Raw genomic sequence first — 15,803 nt, 5'->3', positions numbered from 1 at the left:
ACGACATGCTGCCCGGGATGCCGACGCGGTTGTTCGTCGCGACGCCGACCAAGCTGCTCACGTTCGCGGACTGCAAGCGCAAGTACCGCTACACCTACCTGGAGACGCCGCGGCCGCCGAAGGGTCCGCCGTGGGCGCACAACACGGTCGGCGCGATCGTCCACGAGGTGCTCGCCGACTTCTTCGGTCGCTGGCCGGCTGCCCGCCGTACGCCGGACGAAGTCGTGGCCAAGATGCGGTCGAGCTGGCGCAGCGAGGGGTTCCGGGACGAGCAGCAGTCGCTGGACTGGCGGGACCGGTCGACCGACATGGTGCTGGGCTACCTGCGCGATTCCGATCCGTACTACGCACCCCGCGGAGTGGAGCGTACGGTCGCCTTCACCACCGAGCGGGCCTCGTTGCGGGGACGGGTGGACCGGATCGACGAGCGTGCCGCCCGCGACGGGAGCGGCGGCACCGAGCTTGCGATCGTCGACTACAAGACCGGTCGCCGCCCGTTGACGCCGGTGGACGCACGGTCGTCACTCGCGATGGCGCTGTATGTCCTGGGCGCTCGCCGAGTCCTGCACAAGCCGTGCACCCGCGTCGAGTTGCACCACCTCCCGACCAACACGATCGCGGCGGCCGACCACGACGACGAATCCCTCGCCCGCCACCAGCGCCGGGCCGAGTCGATGGCCGACGACGCCGCCGCGGCCGAGGCCCGCTGGCGCGAGGGCCTGACCCCGGCCGAGGCCGACGAAGCCTTCCCACCTGAGCCCTCCGCACTGTGCGGCTGGTGCGATTTCGTCCGCATCTGCCCGCAGGGCCGCCGCGAATCCCCACCCCGCGACCCCTGGGCCGGCCTCGACGACACCGCCCCCATCCCGGTCGAGGACGCCGGCTGAGTCGTCGTACCAGCGCCATGTGCGTGGGGTGCCAGCGGGGGGCTGCAGAGTGGAGGCGACAGAGAGGGGTTGCCTGATGGGCGCGAAGGTTGTGAACAAGCTGGCGGTGGCGGGGGCGACGCTGCACTACGAGGTGACCGGATCCGGTCCGATGCTCCTGCTGATCGCGGGCGGCGGGACCGACGCGGCGGTGTACGACGGGATCGTCGGGCAGCTCGCGGCCGAGTACACCGTGGTGGCCTACGACCCGCGCGGCAATTCCAGGAGCCGGTACGACGGTGAGCCCGCCGACGAGCGGATCGAGCAGTCGGCCGAGGACGCGCTCGCGCTGATCGACGAGGTGGCGGGCGGCGAATCGGCGTACGTGCTCGGCAGCAGTTCGGGCGCGATCACCGGGCTCGAGCTGATCACCCGCCACCCGGAGCGGGTGCGGATGCTGGTCGCGCACGAGCCGCCGTGCAGCGAGGTGCTGCCGGACGCCGCCGACGCGCGGGCGTTCTTCCAAGACGTATACGACACCTACAAGGCCGAGGGGCTCGCGGCCGCCGACGTGCTGTTCATGGTCGGCACCGGGATGGACGCCGACGCGATGCCGCCGATGGAGGACCTGCTGCCGGAGTACCGCGAGCTGGCCGAGCGGATGCAGGCCAACGCGGTCAACTTCTACGAGCACAAGCTGCTGCCGTTCACCCGGTACGAGCCCGACCTCGACACGCTGAAGACGGTCGCGGACCGGATCGTTCCCGCCGCCGGCCTGGAGTCGATCGACCACCTGCCCGGGCGGCCGATCCAGCTGATCGCCGAGCACCTCGACTGGCCGGTGGTCACCTTCCCCGGCGCGCACGCGGGCTACGCCAGTCATCCGGGTCCGTTCGCCACGCACCTCACCGCTCTGCTGAAGGCCGACGCGGTCTGACCAAGGTCACCTGTCCGGGCGCGGGTCTGAGGGGTCCCGCGCCCGGACCGGCTAATTACGGTTGACGCCCGCGCGTGGTGCGGCGTACCGTCCGTCTTCTGCCTTGACAAACCGGCGTGGATCACCCATGCCTTCACAGTGGTGTCCGAACCCCCGGGTCCTGTCGGATTCGGGGCGGTTCTGCGTGCCACTGACCCGGCGGACACCGCTCTCGAGTAGGAGAGGAGGTTGCCGTGGGCGTCTACTGGGCGATCGGCGTACGGTCGTTCCGGCGCTTCTCGACGTACCGGATCGCCACCGCGTCCGGCGCGTTCACCAACACCGTGTTCGGGTTCATCCTGTGCGGTATCTACCTGACCTTGTGGCACGAGCGGCCCGGCCTCGGCGGGTACGACGTATCCGACGCGCTGACGTTCGTGTGGTTGCAGCAGGGGTTGCTCATGCCGATCGGGATCTTCGGCGCGACCACGACGGTCGAGCTGGGCGAGCGGGTCCGCAGCGGTGAGATCGCCGTCGACCTGTATCGGCCGACGCAGCTGTTGCTGTGGTGGTTGTCCGTCGACTTCGGTCGCGCGATCTTCCAGTTGCTCGTGCGGGGCGTCGCTCCGCTGCTCGTCGGTGCGCTGGTGTTCGACCTCAAGTTCCCTTCCGGTGCGCTCACCTGGTGCGCGGTCGCGGCCGGGCTGGTGTTCGCGATCCTGGTGAGCTTCGGACTCCGTTACCTGGTGGCGTTGTCCGGCTTCTGGATCACCGACTCGCGGGGCATGGAGGCCCTCGCGCTGATGCTGTCGTGTTTCTTCAGCGGCATGATCCTGCCGCTGGTGGTCTTCCCCGGCTGGCTCGGCGAGGTCGCCCGGGCGACACCGTGGGCCGCGACGCTGCAGGTGCCGATCGACATCTGGCTCGGGCGGAATCCCGGCGGGACCGGGGCCGCGCTGGTGTTCCAGCTCGGCTGGATCCTGATCCTGCTGCTGAGCTGTCAGCTCGCCACCCTGGTCGCGACCCGGAAGGTGGTGATCCAAGGTGGTTGAGCGGCTCCGCCTGGCTCCGGCGCAGTACTGGATGCTGGTCGTGATGTGGATCCGGTCGGCGCTGGCGTACCCGGCGTCGTTCCTGCTGATGCTGTTCACCGGGATCATGCTCACGGTCCTGGACTTCGTTGCGATCGTGCTGATGTTCAGCCACATCGACAGCTTCGGCGGGTTCACCCTCGCGCAGATGGCGTTGCTCTACGCAACGGCCTCGATGACGCTGGGGCTGGCCGACCTGGTGATCGGGTCGATCGAGCGGATCGGGCAGCGGATCCGGACCGGGTCGCTGGACGTCTACCTGATCAGGCCGGTGCCGACGTTCGTCCAGACCGCCGCGGACGAGTTCGCGCTGCGCCGGATCGGCCGGCCGTTGCAGGCCGGCATCGTGCTCGGGTTCGCGCTCAGTCGGCTCGAGCTCGACTGGACCGTTGCCAAGGGCCTCATGCTGGTGGTGTCGGTGATCGCCGGGTCGGTCATCTTCGGGGCGATCTTCGTCCTCGGTGCCGCGGTGCAGTTCGTCTCGATCGACTCCGCCGAGCTGGCCAACTCGTTCACGTACGGCGGTCAGACGCTGACGCAGTACCCGCTGTCGGTCTTCGGCAAGGAGATCGTCCGGGCGGTCACGTTCGTCGTACCGCTTGCCTTCGTCAACTACTACCCGGTGCTGTACGTGCTGGGTAAGCCGGCCCCACTGGGCCTGCCGTCCTGGATCGGCCTGTTGTCGCCGCTGGTCGCCGTCGCGATGGTCGCGCTGGCGTCACTGGCGTGGCGGGGCGGTCTCCGTCGTTACCGCAGTACAGGGAGCTGAGCAGTGGCAGTCATCGAGTTGTCGAACGTGTCCCGCGCGTTCACCGTGACGACGCGGAACGGGTGGCGTCGTACCCGTCGCGAGGTCCGGGCGGTGGACGGCCTGTCGTTCGCCGTCGAGCCGGGGGAGGTGATGGGGTACATCGGTCCGAACGGGGCCGGGAAGTCGACGACGATCAAGATGCTGACCGGGATCCTGGTCCCGTCGAGCGGCTCGATCCGCGTGGCCGGCGTCGATCCGTCCCGCCATCGGCTGAAGTTGGCGAAGCGCATCGGGGTCGTCTTCGGTCAACGGACGACGCTGTGGTGGGACCTGCCGTTGAAGGACTCGTTCGCCGTACTGCAGAAGATGTACGACGTCCCGATGGCCAGGCACCGGGAGAACCTCGCGACCTTCGTGGAACTGCTGGACCTCGGCGACCTGCTCGACGTACCGGTCCGGCAACTGTCGCTGGGGCAGCGGATGCGCGGCGACATCGCGGCCGCCCTCCTCCACGACCCGGAGATCGTCTACCTCGACGAGCCGACGATCGGTCTCGACGTGATCAGCAAGGCCCGGCTCCGCGAGTTCCTGGCCGAGGTCAACGCTGAGCGCCGTACCACCGTCATCCTCACCACCCACGACCTCGACGACATCGAGGCGCTCTGCACCCGCGTCATGGTCATCGACCACGGCCACCAGATCTACGACGGCACCCTGGCCGGCCTGCGAGCCAGCCAGTCCGCCCCACGCACCCTCGTCGTCGACCTGGCCACCTCCCTGCCACCCATCGAAATCCACGGCGCAACCGTCACCAAGGTCGACGGCCCCCGCCAGCACCTCACCTTCCCCACCACCACCAGCGCCGCACCCCTTCTCTCCCAAATAGCCGCCAACTACCCCTTGGTCGACGTCTCGGTCGCCGAACCCACTATCGAATCGGTAATAACCCAGCTCTACGCCCCCACCCACTAGGGCGAGCCGTCAGCGCGCGATCTCGCCGGACCGGCGGGTGGTGATCGTACGCGGGTCGGTAGACGAGAAGGTCGTTCAACCGCTCCAACTCCGTCAACATCCGATAGGCAGGCGACCCAGAGGCTACAACTCGCAGGGGCCTCGTCCAGGCGCGAGCTGACGATTGTGGATAAGTTGGCAGGAAGGTGTCGATCTCGGGATCCCTTACAGATAAGGCCATTCCGGTACGAAAACTGTCCACGGGCCTGGCTAGAGTCGACGGTATGGAACTCCTGGACGAGCGACCGGTCTGGTCGATGAGCGGCGCCGAGATGCTGACTGCCCTCGACCAGTTGCAGGCCGATCTCACCCGCCGCCAGGTACGCCGCCTCGAACTCCTGGCCGCCCTCGACGCCAACGGCCACGCCCAAGACCTCGGCGCCGGCAACACGATCCACCTGCTGTCCATGCGCCACAACCTCGACCCCGCCGACGTCCGCCGCGACCTCCGCCTCGCCACCGCGCTGCCGAAATACCCGACCGTCACCGCAGCCCTCACCGACGACGCACAACCCGGCCACCCACGGTCCGACGACGACACGCAGGACCCTGCGCACGCCGACCGCCAGGCGACGCCGCTGAACACCGCCCAGGCGCAGGCGATCGTGGCCGCGCTAGAAAAAGTGCCCGCATCCGCGCAGGTGCCGGTCGAGGACCTGCGAGTCGCCGAGGATCAGATGGTGAAAGCCGCCGAGTTCCTGGCTCCCGGCGAACTGCGCAAACTCGGCGTCGAAGTCCGCAATCGCCTCGACACCGACGGCCCCGAACCCACCGGCGACGAGGACACCTCGTCGCAGGAGGCACTGTGGCTCAAACAAGCCGACCACGGCGTCCGGTTCGGCGGCTACCTCGCCGCCCAGAACGCCGAACTCCTCCAGACCCTGATCTTCGCCGGCGCCAAACCGCACAAGACCTACGACGGCCACCGTGACCCGCGCCCCCGCGGCAAACGGCAGGCTGACGCCCTGACCGCGATCCTGGCGACCGCGGCAGGTACCGGCACCGCCGTGCCCGGCCACGGCGACATCAAGCCCCACATCACCGTCACCATCGACCTGGAAGACCTCAAGAGTCGCACCGGCACCGGTCGCCTGATCCACGGCGACACCCTGTCAGCGGCCGCCGTCCGCCGCCTCGCCTGCGACGCCGGCATCATCCCCTGGTCCTCGGCTCGAACTCCGAACCACTCGATGTCGGCACCGAACACCGCTTCGTCACCCGCGCCATCCGCCACGCCCTGAACGCCCGCGACCACGGCTGCATCGTCTGCGGCGCACCCCCGGCCATCTGCGAGGCCCACCACATCATCCACTGGGCCGACGGCGGCACCACCCGCCTCGACAACTTCGCCCTCCTCTGCAAACGCGACCACATCGCCGTCCACAACGGCCACCTGACCATCCAGATAGTCAACGGCCACCCCCACGCCACCCGCCCCACCTGGGCCAACCCCAACCCACCACCGCCACGCCGACAACCACCCCAATCACCACCGCCACCGCCGGAACACCCACCACCCCAGCCATGGGCCGCCCACCCACCTGACGCCGCCACCCGCTGTGCCGGCACCCCACGACGCGCGCTCGGTACCTCGGCCACTCGCTCCATGCCACCACGGCCCAGCACCATTGCGCCGCCCGGCACTGCCCCGCCACGGGCACTCCACTGGGCACTCCACCATGGGCTCGGCACTCGATGGTGCGGTCAGTTCGCCTCCCGAGGAGACAAACGCCGCCTGTGAGCAGCCCATCGCCCACGACGATCTGTCGGCCTGCTCAACCATCACAGAGTCGTGTGCCGTCGTCCGCAACAGTCAGTGCGAACACGACCTCAGCGGTTGTAGCCGGCCGCGATGGAGCACGTCGTCAAGGTCGTGACGCTCAATCGGGTGTCTGGACCGATCACGTGTCTGGGATCGGATCGGGCGAGGCGTCTGCCAGCTCGAGGATGCAGGTGTCGGCCTTCCAGATGGCAAGGTCCGCGGCCGCTTCGACATGACAGGCCGCCCGATCCCTTCGTCGAGCGCCCGGATCGCGGCCCGCAAGGTGCGAGGCATCGTCCGGCGAGCCTCAGCTGGCACGCTCTCGTCGTAGAACCAGCTCTGAGTCCCGCGAAGACATCGGGCAACCGAGCACCGCGGTTCAGGCGAGGTCGGCGGCCATCGAGGCGAAGACCACCTCGGGATCCATGCCATTCGTGTCATCGCCCCACCGCTGAGCCGAGCCCCGGAACTCCTCTCGATCGACAGTCCCCACCCCAGCGCGAATCAGCCGCTGGGCCTCCGCGATCCCGATCTCGACGTACTCCAACTCGTTCACGAAGTAGAAGTCGTGCCGGGCCCCCTCGTTCCGGTGGAACTTCCCGGTGTTCCCGACGTACGTCCAGACATCCTCATCGACAACGCAGCCACCCGCAGTTCCCGCTCCCCGTCCTTCACCAAGTACAGCCGCGTCATCGGGGCCCCTACCGGTTGTAGCCGGCTGCGATGGACAGGACGTCCGCCGGATCCAAAGGCTTGGGGTCTGCGCACCACCCAGCCAGGGCATCCGAGTAATCGTCCTCGTCGAGTGTGCCGACGCCGTCGTCGATCAGGCGCCGAGCCTCGGCCGGTCCGATCTCCTCGTACGTGAACCAGCGATCGATGTAGTAATCGTTGCGCAAGGCATTGTTGTCATGGAACTTGCCGGTGTTGGCAACGTAGGAGTACATCGTCTCGTGCGCCAACGCCGCAACCCACACCAGCCGCTCGTCCCTCTTTGACCACGTAGAGCTGCATCGGCGTTCAGGCGAGGTCCGCGGCCAGGGAGGCGAAGACGATCTCGGGGTCCATGGCCTCGGTGTCTTCACGCCAGCGCTGGGCCGAGTCCGGGAACTCTTCTGCGTCGACCGTTCCGACTCCGTCGCGGATGCGGCCTTGCGCCTCCGCGATGCCGATTTCGACGTACTCCAGTTCGTTCAAGAAGTAGTAGTCGTGCCGGGCGCCTTCGTTGCGATGGAACTTCCCGGTCTCCGCAACGTACGTCCACACATCCTCATCCACCAACGCCGCCACCCACAGCTCTCGCTCGCCGTCCTTGACCAAGAACAACCGCGTCATCGTGCAACCCCGTTCTGTCGATTCTGAATCGGCTGGTGAGTCAGCCGTGGTGCGGAGCCGGCCGCGCCGTTGCCGGTCTGAACTGCTTCGGAGCGGTGCGCCTGACGTTGCTTACCGTAGCTAATCGCCTGTACTGGCGCGCCGCCGAGCTCCCGCAGTTCGTCGATCCCGGCAGGCTGGATCATCTGGTCGGACAACGCTATGCACTCCCGGCGCGCCGCATCACGCGCCGCTGGATCCTGACGACGGTCGCGTTCGATCTCGTACAGCGGAGTCGTGCGCTCCTTCACGTCGATGGACTCGCCCGAGTGCACCTGAAGCTCGATGCGTTCACCGTGGCTGTGCAGGAAGGTGTGCAATCCCTTGTAGCGGCTGCCATCGACGTACGAATGGTGGGCAGACTCCATCCGCCAGTCCCCCCGATCGTTCAGCCGATCGATGGTCCGGACCGCGGCCTCGGTGAGCTCGTCCGGATGTTTCACCGCGGCGGTGTAGCGCAGGACGTCCTCCGGGACCTGCTGAGTGCGGCGGTAATAGTCCTCGAGCGTGGCCAGCTTGCGGGCGAGGGAGTGCGGTGACTTCACCCGGTTCGCGAGGTGGTACGGCGCTGCCTCGTCGCCGATGGACGTGATCATGGCGTCCGTGATGCGTTCCTCGACGGCGGCGGCTTTGGTCAGCAAATGAAGGCTTTCAGTGGCCTTGCGTACGCCGTACTCGGCGGCGAGCTCCGCCTTGGACGGGATCGGGTCACCCCAGTCGAGCGGGCGCCGCCCGGAGAGCCGGGCGTGCAGATCCGCTGGTTCGGGCAGGTCGTTCAGACCGGTTGGCATCTCTCTCCCCAGGTCGTTCGGTCTTTTTGACCGTAGACAAGTGCAGGGAGGCTGTGGGGCGGATTCTGGGATTTGTGGATAACTCGGGTGGGTTACGAATGGGGGTGGGGGTGTGACTTGGGGGTACTGGGGTCGTTGAAATGCGGGTAGGGACCCAACCGGAACCGGGATTCGGGGGTAGACAGGGTATGCCGACGATGACGGATGAGCCTGCGACGGCGGCGGTGGGTCCGCCGGCGGACGGGGCTGGGTTCGTCGAGTGGGTGCGGCCGCATCTAACCGCGATGGCCCGGTTGGCCGGGCGGCTCGCGGTGGGGGCGGACCGGGACGACATCGTGCACGAGTCGCTCGCGCGGGCATGGTCGAAGCGGGGGCAGTACGACGCCACCCGCGGGACCGCGTCGGCCTGGTTGCTCGCGATCACCGCGGACCAGGCCCGGAAGGCGGCCCGGCGGCTGCGGCCGGCCGGCGAGTTCGACGAGCACGAGGGCCCGGTGTCGCGGCCGGATCTGGACGCCCGGATGGACGTCGACCTCGCGCTCACCTCCTTGTCGGCACGACAGCGCCTCGCCGTGGACTGCTACTACTTCGCCGACCTGTCGATCGCCGACACGGCCGCGGTGATGGGCTGCTCCGAAGGCACCGTCAAGTCCACCCTGTCCGACGCGCGGGCCCGCCTGCGCACCCTGCTGGAGGTCAGCGAATGAACCCGACCGACGAGGTCGACGACCTGCTGACGCGAGCCGGCGCGCGCTGGCGCGCGGACCAGCCGTCACCTCCCGAGCCCGACCTGGACCACATCCTCGGCGGCGGCCGCCGCCCCCGCCGCTGGGTTCCCGCCCTCGCCGCCGCGTCCGTCGCGGCGATCGCCGCCGCCGCACTGACCGTTCTCCCGGACGGTGGCAAGCAGCCGGCGCCCCCCAACGGCACCTCCCAGTCGTTCGCTCAAGGCAACAGGGCGCCGTACGACGATCTCCTCGTCCGCGACGGCGACCAGGTGACGGCGACCGGCCGGGTGATCGTCGCGCCGGGCCGGGAGCCGGTGTTCTGTGCAAGGCTGCCGATGACCGACGTCGGCTTCACGGGCGGCAAGGAGCCCGCACCGACCTGCGAACCGCAGTACGCGGTGACGCTGAAGGACCTCGACCCGGCCAGGCTCGCCGATGCCAAGACGATCGAGGGTGTCCGGACCGGGTACGCCGTACTGACCGGCACCTGGGCCGCGCGGACGATCGACGTCCGGGATCAGACGGTGCCGACGCACTCGACCACGGCGCCGCAGATCCCGCCGGACCAGGTGCCGTGTCCGGCGCCGGCGGGCGGCTGGAAGACCGCGCCGAACAACTACGACAAGGTCGCGATCAGCAGGTTCCTCGAGACCCGCCAGGACCAGGCCACCGATCCGCGCGTGCACTACCCGAACGGCCGGGGACCCGGCGCGCCCGAGGTCTATACCATCGGCGTCGCGCACGGTGATCTCGCCACGTTCCGCAGCGCGTTCGAGAAGGTGTACGCCGGCAACCTGTGCGTGCATCAGGTCAAGTTCAGCGAGGCCGAGCTCATGCAGCGCGCGACGGCGGTCGGCAACCTGATCCCGAAGGGAGTCGGGGTGTACATGGGCGGCGGCTCATTCGAGGAAGACAAGGTGGGCGTCTCGGCCCTCGTGTACGACGAGGCGCTGAAGACCGCCCTGACGCCGATCGGCCTGGACGACCTCAAGCTCGAGGTCGCTGTGAAGCCGGTGCGCTGAGGCGACCACCGCGCTCAGACCGTAGGGACGTTGTCCCTGTCGTGGATGAAGTCGACCAGGAGACGGGCGGTGGCCGCGGGCTGGTCGATGGCGGGGGAGTGACCGGCGTCGGGCACGCTCTGGGGCTCCACGCCGAGAGCCTCGGCCATCGCGCGTTGCGTCGTGATCGGCCAGCCGTCGTCGGAGGCGCCGTACAAGACCTGGGTACGGACGCCGGCCTTGGCCAGCCGGTCGGTCTTGTCCTCGGCATCGGTCAGGCGCCGGGTGATCTCCGCGAGGCTGACCGGGACGTTGCTGGTGAAGCGCTTCCGCAGGAACGCCGCGATGTCTTCCGGCGGAGCGACGTACCCAGGGTTCTTGACGTCGTGCTGGAGCTTCAGGTCGTAGACCTGCTCGATCGGCAGGTTGTCCAGCCCGAACGCGAGCATCTGCAGACCCTGCAGCGTCTCTTCGTCCGTGAACGCGGCCGGCCCCGAGCACAGCAACGTGATCGTCGAGAACACCGACGGATCGGTCAGCACCGCCTCCCGCGTGACCAGCCCGCCGAACGAGTGCCCGACCAGCTGGCTGTAGCCGCCCAGCGCCTTGCTCATCGCCACCACGTCGGCACCGAGCTCCGCCAGTGTGTACGCCGAGGGGTCGGCCGGCCCGGCGGTTTCGTACTGACCGCGCAGGTCCACCGCCACAGTGCGCCACCCGTAGCGGCACAGGTGGTCCACCAGCGGAGTGAAGTCCTCCTTGCTGCCGGTCCACCCCGGCACGAGCAGCACCGTGCCGAGCGGCGTACCGATCTGCGGCACCGCCATCAGCGTGGCGAACGAGCCACGGTCGGTCTCGAGGGTCGCGGGGTGCACCCCGTCGGGCAGCGTCAACGTGCGCGGCGTACTCACAAGTAAAGAGAGTATCCACTCTGCCCGCCCGGCGTTGCGCACGGGGTACGGGGCGCGCGGGCCCCGGTGCGGCACAATGGCGGCGTGCCTCGCACCCTTGCGGTTGCCAATCAGAAAGGCGGCGTGGCCAAGACGACCACCGTCGCGACGCTCGGCGCTGCCCTGGCCGAGCTCGGTCAACGGGTGCTGCTGGTCGATCTCGACCCGCAGGCGTGCCTGACGTTCTCGGTCGGCATCGACCCCGAGGACCTGGAGAAGTCGATCCATCACGTCATGCTCGGCGGTGTGACGGCGCAGGAGGTGCTGATCGAGTTCGAGGACGCGCCCGACCTGCTGCCGGCGACGATCGAGCTGGCCACCATGGAGGTGCGGCTCGCTCAGGAGGGTGGCCCGGAGCAGGTACTGCGGACCGCGTTGCGCCCGCTGCTGGCGTCGTACGACTGGATCATCGTGGACTGCCCGCCAACCCTGGGGCTGCTGACTGTGAACGGGTTGTCGGCGGCGTCCGATGTCCTGATTCCCTTGCAGTGCGAGACGTTGGCACATCGTGGCGTAGGGCAACTACTTGACACGATTCACGACGTCCAGGTGCTGACCAACCCGGAGCTGCACGTGCTCGGGGTGCTGCCGACGTTGTACGACGGCCGCACGATCCATGCCCGGGCGGTGCTGGAGACGATCGCGGACACGTATTCTCTGGACGTGCTGGAGCCGGCGATCCCGAAGTCGATCCGGTTCGCGGAGGCGCCGGCAGTCGGGGAGACCATTCTCAGCACGGCGCCGGCCTCGCCCGGTGCGAAGGCCTACCGGGCGTTGGCCGCCGCGCTGCTCTGAGCTACTGCGCGCTGTCCGGAGTCGGCGGGAGGGCGGCAGGCTGACGGCGGATCCGGTGCCGGAACCGCCACAGCGGTGCGCCGATCAGCGCGAGCAGCACCAGGAACGGGAGGACCGCCCCGAGCGCTGTCGCCAGCGCGGAGAATACGGCGGTGAACGCGTTCCAGCCACCCTTCAGACCCGCCAGGAAGCCGCGGTCCGAGTCCTCTGCCGGTGCCGGCGGCTGACCCTTCGCGGTGACGGTCAGCGTGAGGGTGGCGAGATCGGTCTGCAGGGCGAGGTTCTTCTGTTTCGCCAGCAGGGATTCGAGGTCCGACTCGCGCCGGGTGAGTTCGCTCTCGACCGAGACGATCTCGCCGATGGTGTTCGCCTTCGCCATCAAGGCGCGCATCCGGTCGAGGCTGGCGCGCTGGGTCTCGATCCGGCTGGCCACGTCGACCACCTGCTCGGTGACGTCGCTGGACTCCTGGTGGATCTGCAGCTGCTTGCCCAGGTCGGACAGTCGCTGGATCGCGGCGTCGTACGACTTCGTCGGCACCTTGAGCACGAGGTTGGCCTGGGTGATCTTGCCGTCGGCGTCGCTGCCGGTGTCCTCGGACGCTACCTGCCCGTCGAGGCCGGCGATCGCGGTGATCGCCTTCTGCCGGGTGGCGGCGACGTCGTCCGACTCGACGGTGAGCGAACCGGTCTTGATGATCGCGCGCGTGATGGTCGGCTGGGTCTGGGCCGGTGGCTGCCCGGGAACCTGAGGTTCCGCGTTCGATGACTTGCCGCCGGCCGCCGTACCGGAGTCCTGCTTCTGGACCGGCGCCGCTTCGCTCGTGCCGGCGCTGTCGTTGCCACTGGCCCCACACCCCGCCAGCAGCGCCAACCCCAACGCCGCCATCACCACACCGCTGATCGGCCTCATCACCCTTGCCCCTCTCTGGTGGTTTCCGTCCTAGGACGGTCCCCGAGGGGCAGGGTGTTGCAGGCTCAGATCACCATTCGGAAACGGTGCGGGTCACTCCGGGGCGGTGAACAGCGGCATCGTCGGAGGCGTCCCCGACTCAGCGGTCTCGGCCGGCTTCGACTCAGCGGTCTCGGTCGGCTTCGGCTCGGCAGTCTTCCGGGTGCGCGCGCGGGTCCGCTTGACCGGCGCCTCAGCAGGTGCCTCGACGGCCGCGTCCGCAGTCGTGACCTCGGCCTGGACCTCAGGCTTGGTCTCCGCAGTCTTGCGGGTGCGCTTGCGCGGCTTCCGCTCCTGTTGCGGGGCCTCGGCGGCCTCGGTCGAGGACTCCTCGGTCGGCGGCACCTGGGTCTTGCTGGTGACGTCGGCCTCGGACTTCTCGTCGAACACCTGGCCGGAGCGAGTGCGCTTGCGGGTCCGGCTGCGCTTGCGCGCGGTCCGCTCGCCGTCACCCTCGGTGCGTGCCTCGCCACCGCGACGGCTCCGCGCCGGCCGCTCGTCGCGAGCCTCGGCGGTCTCGCGCGGCTCACGGGCCGGCTTGATCCGGCCCTTCGCGTCGGTCGGGATACCCAGATCGTGGTACAGCTCCGGCGACGTCGAGTAGATCTCCTGCGGCTCGTCGTACGGCAGGTCGAGCGCCTTGTTGATCGTCTTCCACCGGGTCACGTCCGGCCAGTCGACGAAGGTGACGGCGATCCCGCTCGCACCGGCCCGTCCGGTCCGGCCGATCCGGTGGATGTAGGCCTTCTCGTCCTCGGGGCAGGTGTTGTTGATGACGTGCGTCACGCCCTCGACGTCGATGCCCCGGGCTGCGACGTCGGTGCAGATCAGTACGTCGATCTTGTCGCCGCGGAACCGGGTCAGCGCGCGCTCACGGGCCTGCTGGTTCAGGTCGCCGTGGATCGCGGCGGCCTTGAAGCCCCGGTCCTGCAGGTCGTCGGTCAGCCGGGAGGCCTCCCGCTTGGTCCGGCAGAAGATCATCACCCGGCCGCGGTCCTCGGCCTGCAGGATCCGCGCGACCACCTCGGGCTTGTCCAGATCGTGCGCCCGGTAGACGAACTGTGCCGTGGTCGGCACCATCTCGGTGTCCTCGTGCGACTCCGCGCGGATGTTCAGCGGGTGCCGCATGTGGGTGCGGGCCAGCGCGATCACCGCAGACGGCATCGTTGCCGAGAACAACATTGTCTGCCGCAGCTCGGGGGTCTTGCGCAGAATGCGTTCCACGTCGGGCAGGAAGCCGAGGTCGAGCATCTCGTCGGCCTCGTCCAGCACCAGCACCTTGATGTGGCCGAGGTCGAGGACGCCCCGGTTCGCCAGGTCCAGCAGGCGTCCCGGCGTACCGACGACGACGTCGACGCCCTTCTTCAGTGCGTCCAGCTGCGGCTCGTACGCGACGCCGCCGTAGATGGTCAGCACGCGCACCGTGCGGACGGTGGACGCGGTCTCCAGGTCCTTGGCGACCTGGATGGTCAGCTCGCGGGTCGGGGTGACGACCAGCGCCTGCGGCTTGCCGGGAGCGGCGAGCTCCTCGTAGTCGGCCTCGCCGGGGGAGATGGTGCGCTGCAGCAACGGGATGCCGAAGCCGAGCGTCTTGCCGGTGCCCGTGCGGGCCTGGCCGATCAGGTCGGTGCCCATCAGGGCGACGGGGAGTGTCATTTCCTGGATCGGAAACGGCTCCACGATGTTGACGCGGTCGAGCGCGTCGCAGATCTCGGGCAGCACGCCGAGCTCTCGGAAGGTGGTCAGGCTGATCGCCTCTCACATGCTTGTACGGACAGGTGTGCTCAGTGGCCGGGCGCCTGGGGCTTCTCAGCCCCGATCGTGAGGCGCGGGGACACTGTGCAAGCACCTCGCACCAGCTTGCCCATCTGGGCGCGTCACCGGCGAATCGCCCTCCAGTGTAGCCGCAACCGCCGTCAAGCCCGCCTCGTGTGGTTTGCGCCACTCGCGCTCCGGTCCAGATAGGGTGCCGGGCATGGAGCAGACGGCCTTTGATGATCCCGCCTACCGGGCCGCGGCGGTGGATCTGCTGGGAGTGCTCGCGTACGGCGAGCTGACGGCGTTCGAGCGAATGGCGGAGGACGCCAAACTGGCGCCGACGCTGAACGACAAGGCGGAGCTGGCGGCGCTGGCGACGACCGAGTTCGGCCACTTCCAGCAACTGCGGGACCGGCTGGTCGCGCTCGGCGTGGACCCGATGGCGGCGATGACGCCGTTCGTCACCCCGCTGGACGCGTTCCACGACCACACCGCGCCGTCGGACTGGCTGGAGGGCCTGGTCAAGGCGTACGTCGGGGACGGCCTGGCCAACGACTTCTACCGCGAGATCGCGTCGTTCGTGGACGCGGAGACCCGGGGCCTGGTGCTCGAGGTGTTCGCGGACTCCGGGCAGGCCGAGTTCGTGGTCGACCGGGTCCGGGCCGCGATCGAGGAGGACCCGAAGCTCGGTGGCCGGCTGGCGCTGTGGGGACGCCGCCTGGTCGGCGAGGCGCTCAGCCAGGCGCAGCGGATCGCCGCGGACCGGGACTCACTGGCCGCGCTGCTGGCCGGATCGGTCGACCGTCCCGGCCTCGACCTGGCCGCGATCGGCCGCATGTTCACCCGCCTCACCGAGGCCCACACCGCCCGGATGACCGCCCTCGGCCTACAGGCCTGACCCCACCCACCAGCCTCCAGACCCGACCCACCCCGCCTACCCCCATTTGAGGGTTAACCGGCTCGTGTGCCGTTTCCGTGGGTTAGTGGCGGCGGGGAGGGGTGGCCGGTAGCCCGGCTGCCCCGTCCGGCTGGCTTGGTCGGTCACTTTGTGCACCAGATC

The 15,803-nt window shown here is 68.9% G+C and carries 18 protein-coding genes; 11 read left to right on the top strand and 7 right to left on the bottom strand.

Going from position 1 to position 15,803, the window contains the following annotated elements; genetic code table 11:
* Positions 1–5: 5 nt before the first annotated feature.
* The 7 genes from OG555_RS03400 (at position 6) to OG555_RS03370 (ending at position 6,376) form a co-directional block, all read left to right on the top strand.
* The gene (locus OG555_RS03400) at positions 6–887 is read left to right on the top strand and encodes a RecB family exonuclease (RefSeq protein WP_329484763.1); all 882 of its coding nucleotides are present in this window, start codon (positions 6–8) and stop codon (positions 885–887) included.
* 76 nt (positions 888–963) lie between these two features.
* On the top strand, positions 964–1,803 hold the full coding sequence (locus tag OG555_RS03395; RefSeq protein WP_329481069.1) for an alpha/beta fold hydrolase: 840 nt from the start codon (positions 964–966) through the stop codon (positions 1,801–1,803).
* Positions 1,804–2,036: 233 nt separating this feature from the next.
* A complete protein-coding gene (locus OG555_RS03390; RefSeq protein WP_329481067.1) occupies positions 2,037–2,834 on the top strand; it encodes an ABC transporter permease in 798 nt (265 codons plus the stop codon).
* The gene (locus OG555_RS03385; RefSeq protein WP_329481065.1) at positions 2,827–3,642 is read left to right on the top strand and encodes an ABC transporter permease; all 816 of its coding nucleotides are present in this window, start codon (positions 2,827–2,829) and stop codon (positions 3,640–3,642) included. The genes OG555_RS03390 and OG555_RS03385 overlap by 8 nt, the downstream gene beginning before the upstream one ends.
* Before the next feature lie 3 nt (positions 3,643–3,645).
* Positions 3,646–4,596: an ABC transporter ATP-binding protein gene (locus OG555_RS03380; RefSeq protein ID WP_329481063.1), complete on the top strand. Its 951-nt coding sequence runs from the start codon at positions 3,646–3,648 to the stop codon at positions 4,594–4,596.
* 263 nt (positions 4,597–4,859) lie between these two features.
* Positions 4,860–5,876, top strand: coding sequence for a DUF222 domain-containing protein (locus OG555_RS03375; protein WP_329481061.1), 1,017 nt, complete (start codon positions 4,860–4,862; stop codon positions 5,874–5,876).
* The gene (locus tag OG555_RS03370; RefSeq protein WP_329484762.1) at positions 5,774–6,376 is read left to right on the top strand and encodes an HNH endonuclease signature motif containing protein; all 603 of its coding nucleotides are present in this window, start codon (positions 5,774–5,776) and stop codon (positions 6,374–6,376) included. The genes OG555_RS03375 and OG555_RS03370 overlap by 103 nt, the downstream gene beginning before the upstream one ends.
* 400 nt (positions 6,377–6,776) lie before the next feature.
* Here OG555_RS03370 and OG555_RS03365 read toward each other — a convergent pair whose 3' ends face one another.
* From OG555_RS03365 to OG555_RS03350, 4 genes are all read right to left on the bottom strand, one after another.
* Positions 6,777–6,953 carry a hypothetical protein gene (locus OG555_RS03365; protein WP_329481059.1) on the bottom strand — a complete coding sequence of 59 codons (177 nt, stop codon included), beginning with the start codon at positions 6,951–6,953 and terminating at the stop codon, positions 6,777–6,779.
* A 145-nt stretch (positions 6,954–7,098) separates the two neighbouring features.
* Positions 7,099–7,374, bottom strand: a complete 276-nt coding sequence (locus tag OG555_RS03360) for a hypothetical protein (protein ID WP_329481057.1) — start codon at positions 7,372–7,374, stop codon at positions 7,099–7,101.
* 43 nt (positions 7,375–7,417) lie between these two features.
* Complete coding sequence (locus OG555_RS03355) at positions 7,418–7,732, bottom strand: hypothetical protein (protein WP_329481055.1); 315 nt, start codon at positions 7,730–7,732, stop codon at positions 7,418–7,420.
* Positions 7,729–8,562 (bottom strand): hypothetical protein, encoded by an 834-nt coding sequence (locus OG555_RS03350; protein ID WP_329481053.1) that lies wholly within the window; start codon positions 8,560–8,562, stop codon positions 7,729–7,731. The genes OG555_RS03355 and OG555_RS03350 overlap by 4 nt, the downstream gene beginning before the upstream one ends.
* 197 nt (positions 8,563–8,759) lie before the next feature.
* Here OG555_RS03350 and OG555_RS03345 point away from each other — a divergent pair, with 197 nt between their 5' ends.
* Both OG555_RS03345 and OG555_RS03340 read left to right on the top strand, forming a co-directional pair.
* Positions 8,760–9,269: an RNA polymerase sigma factor gene (locus tag OG555_RS03345; RefSeq protein ID WP_329481051.1), complete on the top strand. Its 510-nt coding sequence runs from the start codon at positions 8,760–8,762 to the stop codon at positions 9,267–9,269.
* Positions 9,266–10,312 (top strand): hypothetical protein, encoded by a 1,047-nt coding sequence (locus OG555_RS03340; protein WP_329481049.1) that lies wholly within the window; start codon positions 9,266–9,268, stop codon positions 10,310–10,312. The genes OG555_RS03345 and OG555_RS03340 overlap by 4 nt, the downstream gene beginning before the upstream one ends.
* 14 nt (positions 10,313–10,326) lie before the next feature.
* On the opposite strand, the gene OG555_RS03335 is transcribed toward OG555_RS03340, so the two are convergent.
* Positions 10,327–11,202 carry an alpha/beta fold hydrolase gene (locus OG555_RS03335; protein ID WP_329481048.1) on the bottom strand — a complete coding sequence of 292 codons (876 nt, stop codon included), beginning with the start codon at positions 11,200–11,202 and terminating at the stop codon, positions 10,327–10,329.
* 84 nt (positions 11,203–11,286) lie between these two features.
* On the opposite strand from OG555_RS03335, the gene OG555_RS03330 reads away from it, so the two are divergent.
* The gene (locus tag OG555_RS03330; RefSeq protein WP_329481042.1) at positions 11,287–12,036 is read left to right on the top strand and encodes a ParA family protein; all 750 of its coding nucleotides are present in this window, start codon (positions 11,287–11,289) and stop codon (positions 12,034–12,036) included.
* A gap of 1 nt (position 12,037) precedes the next feature.
* Here OG555_RS03330 and OG555_RS03325 read toward each other — a convergent pair whose 3' ends face one another.
* Positions 12,038–12,946: a DUF4349 domain-containing protein gene (locus tag OG555_RS03325; protein WP_329481040.1), complete on the bottom strand. Its 909-nt coding sequence runs from the start codon at positions 12,944–12,946 to the stop codon at positions 12,038–12,040.
* A gap of 93 nt (positions 12,947–13,039) precedes the next feature.
* Positions 13,040–14,707, bottom strand: coding sequence for a DEAD/DEAH box helicase (locus tag OG555_RS03320; protein WP_329481038.1), 1,668 nt, complete (start codon positions 14,705–14,707; stop codon positions 13,040–13,042).
* Positions 14,708–14,960: 253 nt separating this feature from the next.
* Here OG555_RS03320 and OG555_RS03315 point away from each other — a divergent pair, with 253 nt between their 5' ends.
* The gene (locus tag OG555_RS03315; protein ID WP_329481036.1) at positions 14,961–15,641 is read left to right on the top strand and encodes a ferritin-like fold-containing protein; all 681 of its coding nucleotides are present in this window, start codon (positions 14,961–14,963) and stop codon (positions 15,639–15,641) included.
* The last annotated feature ends 162 nt before the right edge of the window (positions 15,642–15,803 follow it).

The organism is Kribbella sp. NBC_01484 (assembly GCF_036227145.1).
GTDB lineage: Bacteria > Actinomycetota > Actinomycetes > Propionibacteriales > Kribbellaceae > Kribbella.
The sequence above is the reverse complement of the archived record's forward strand: the minus strand, read 5'-3'. Positions and strand labels throughout refer to the sequence as shown.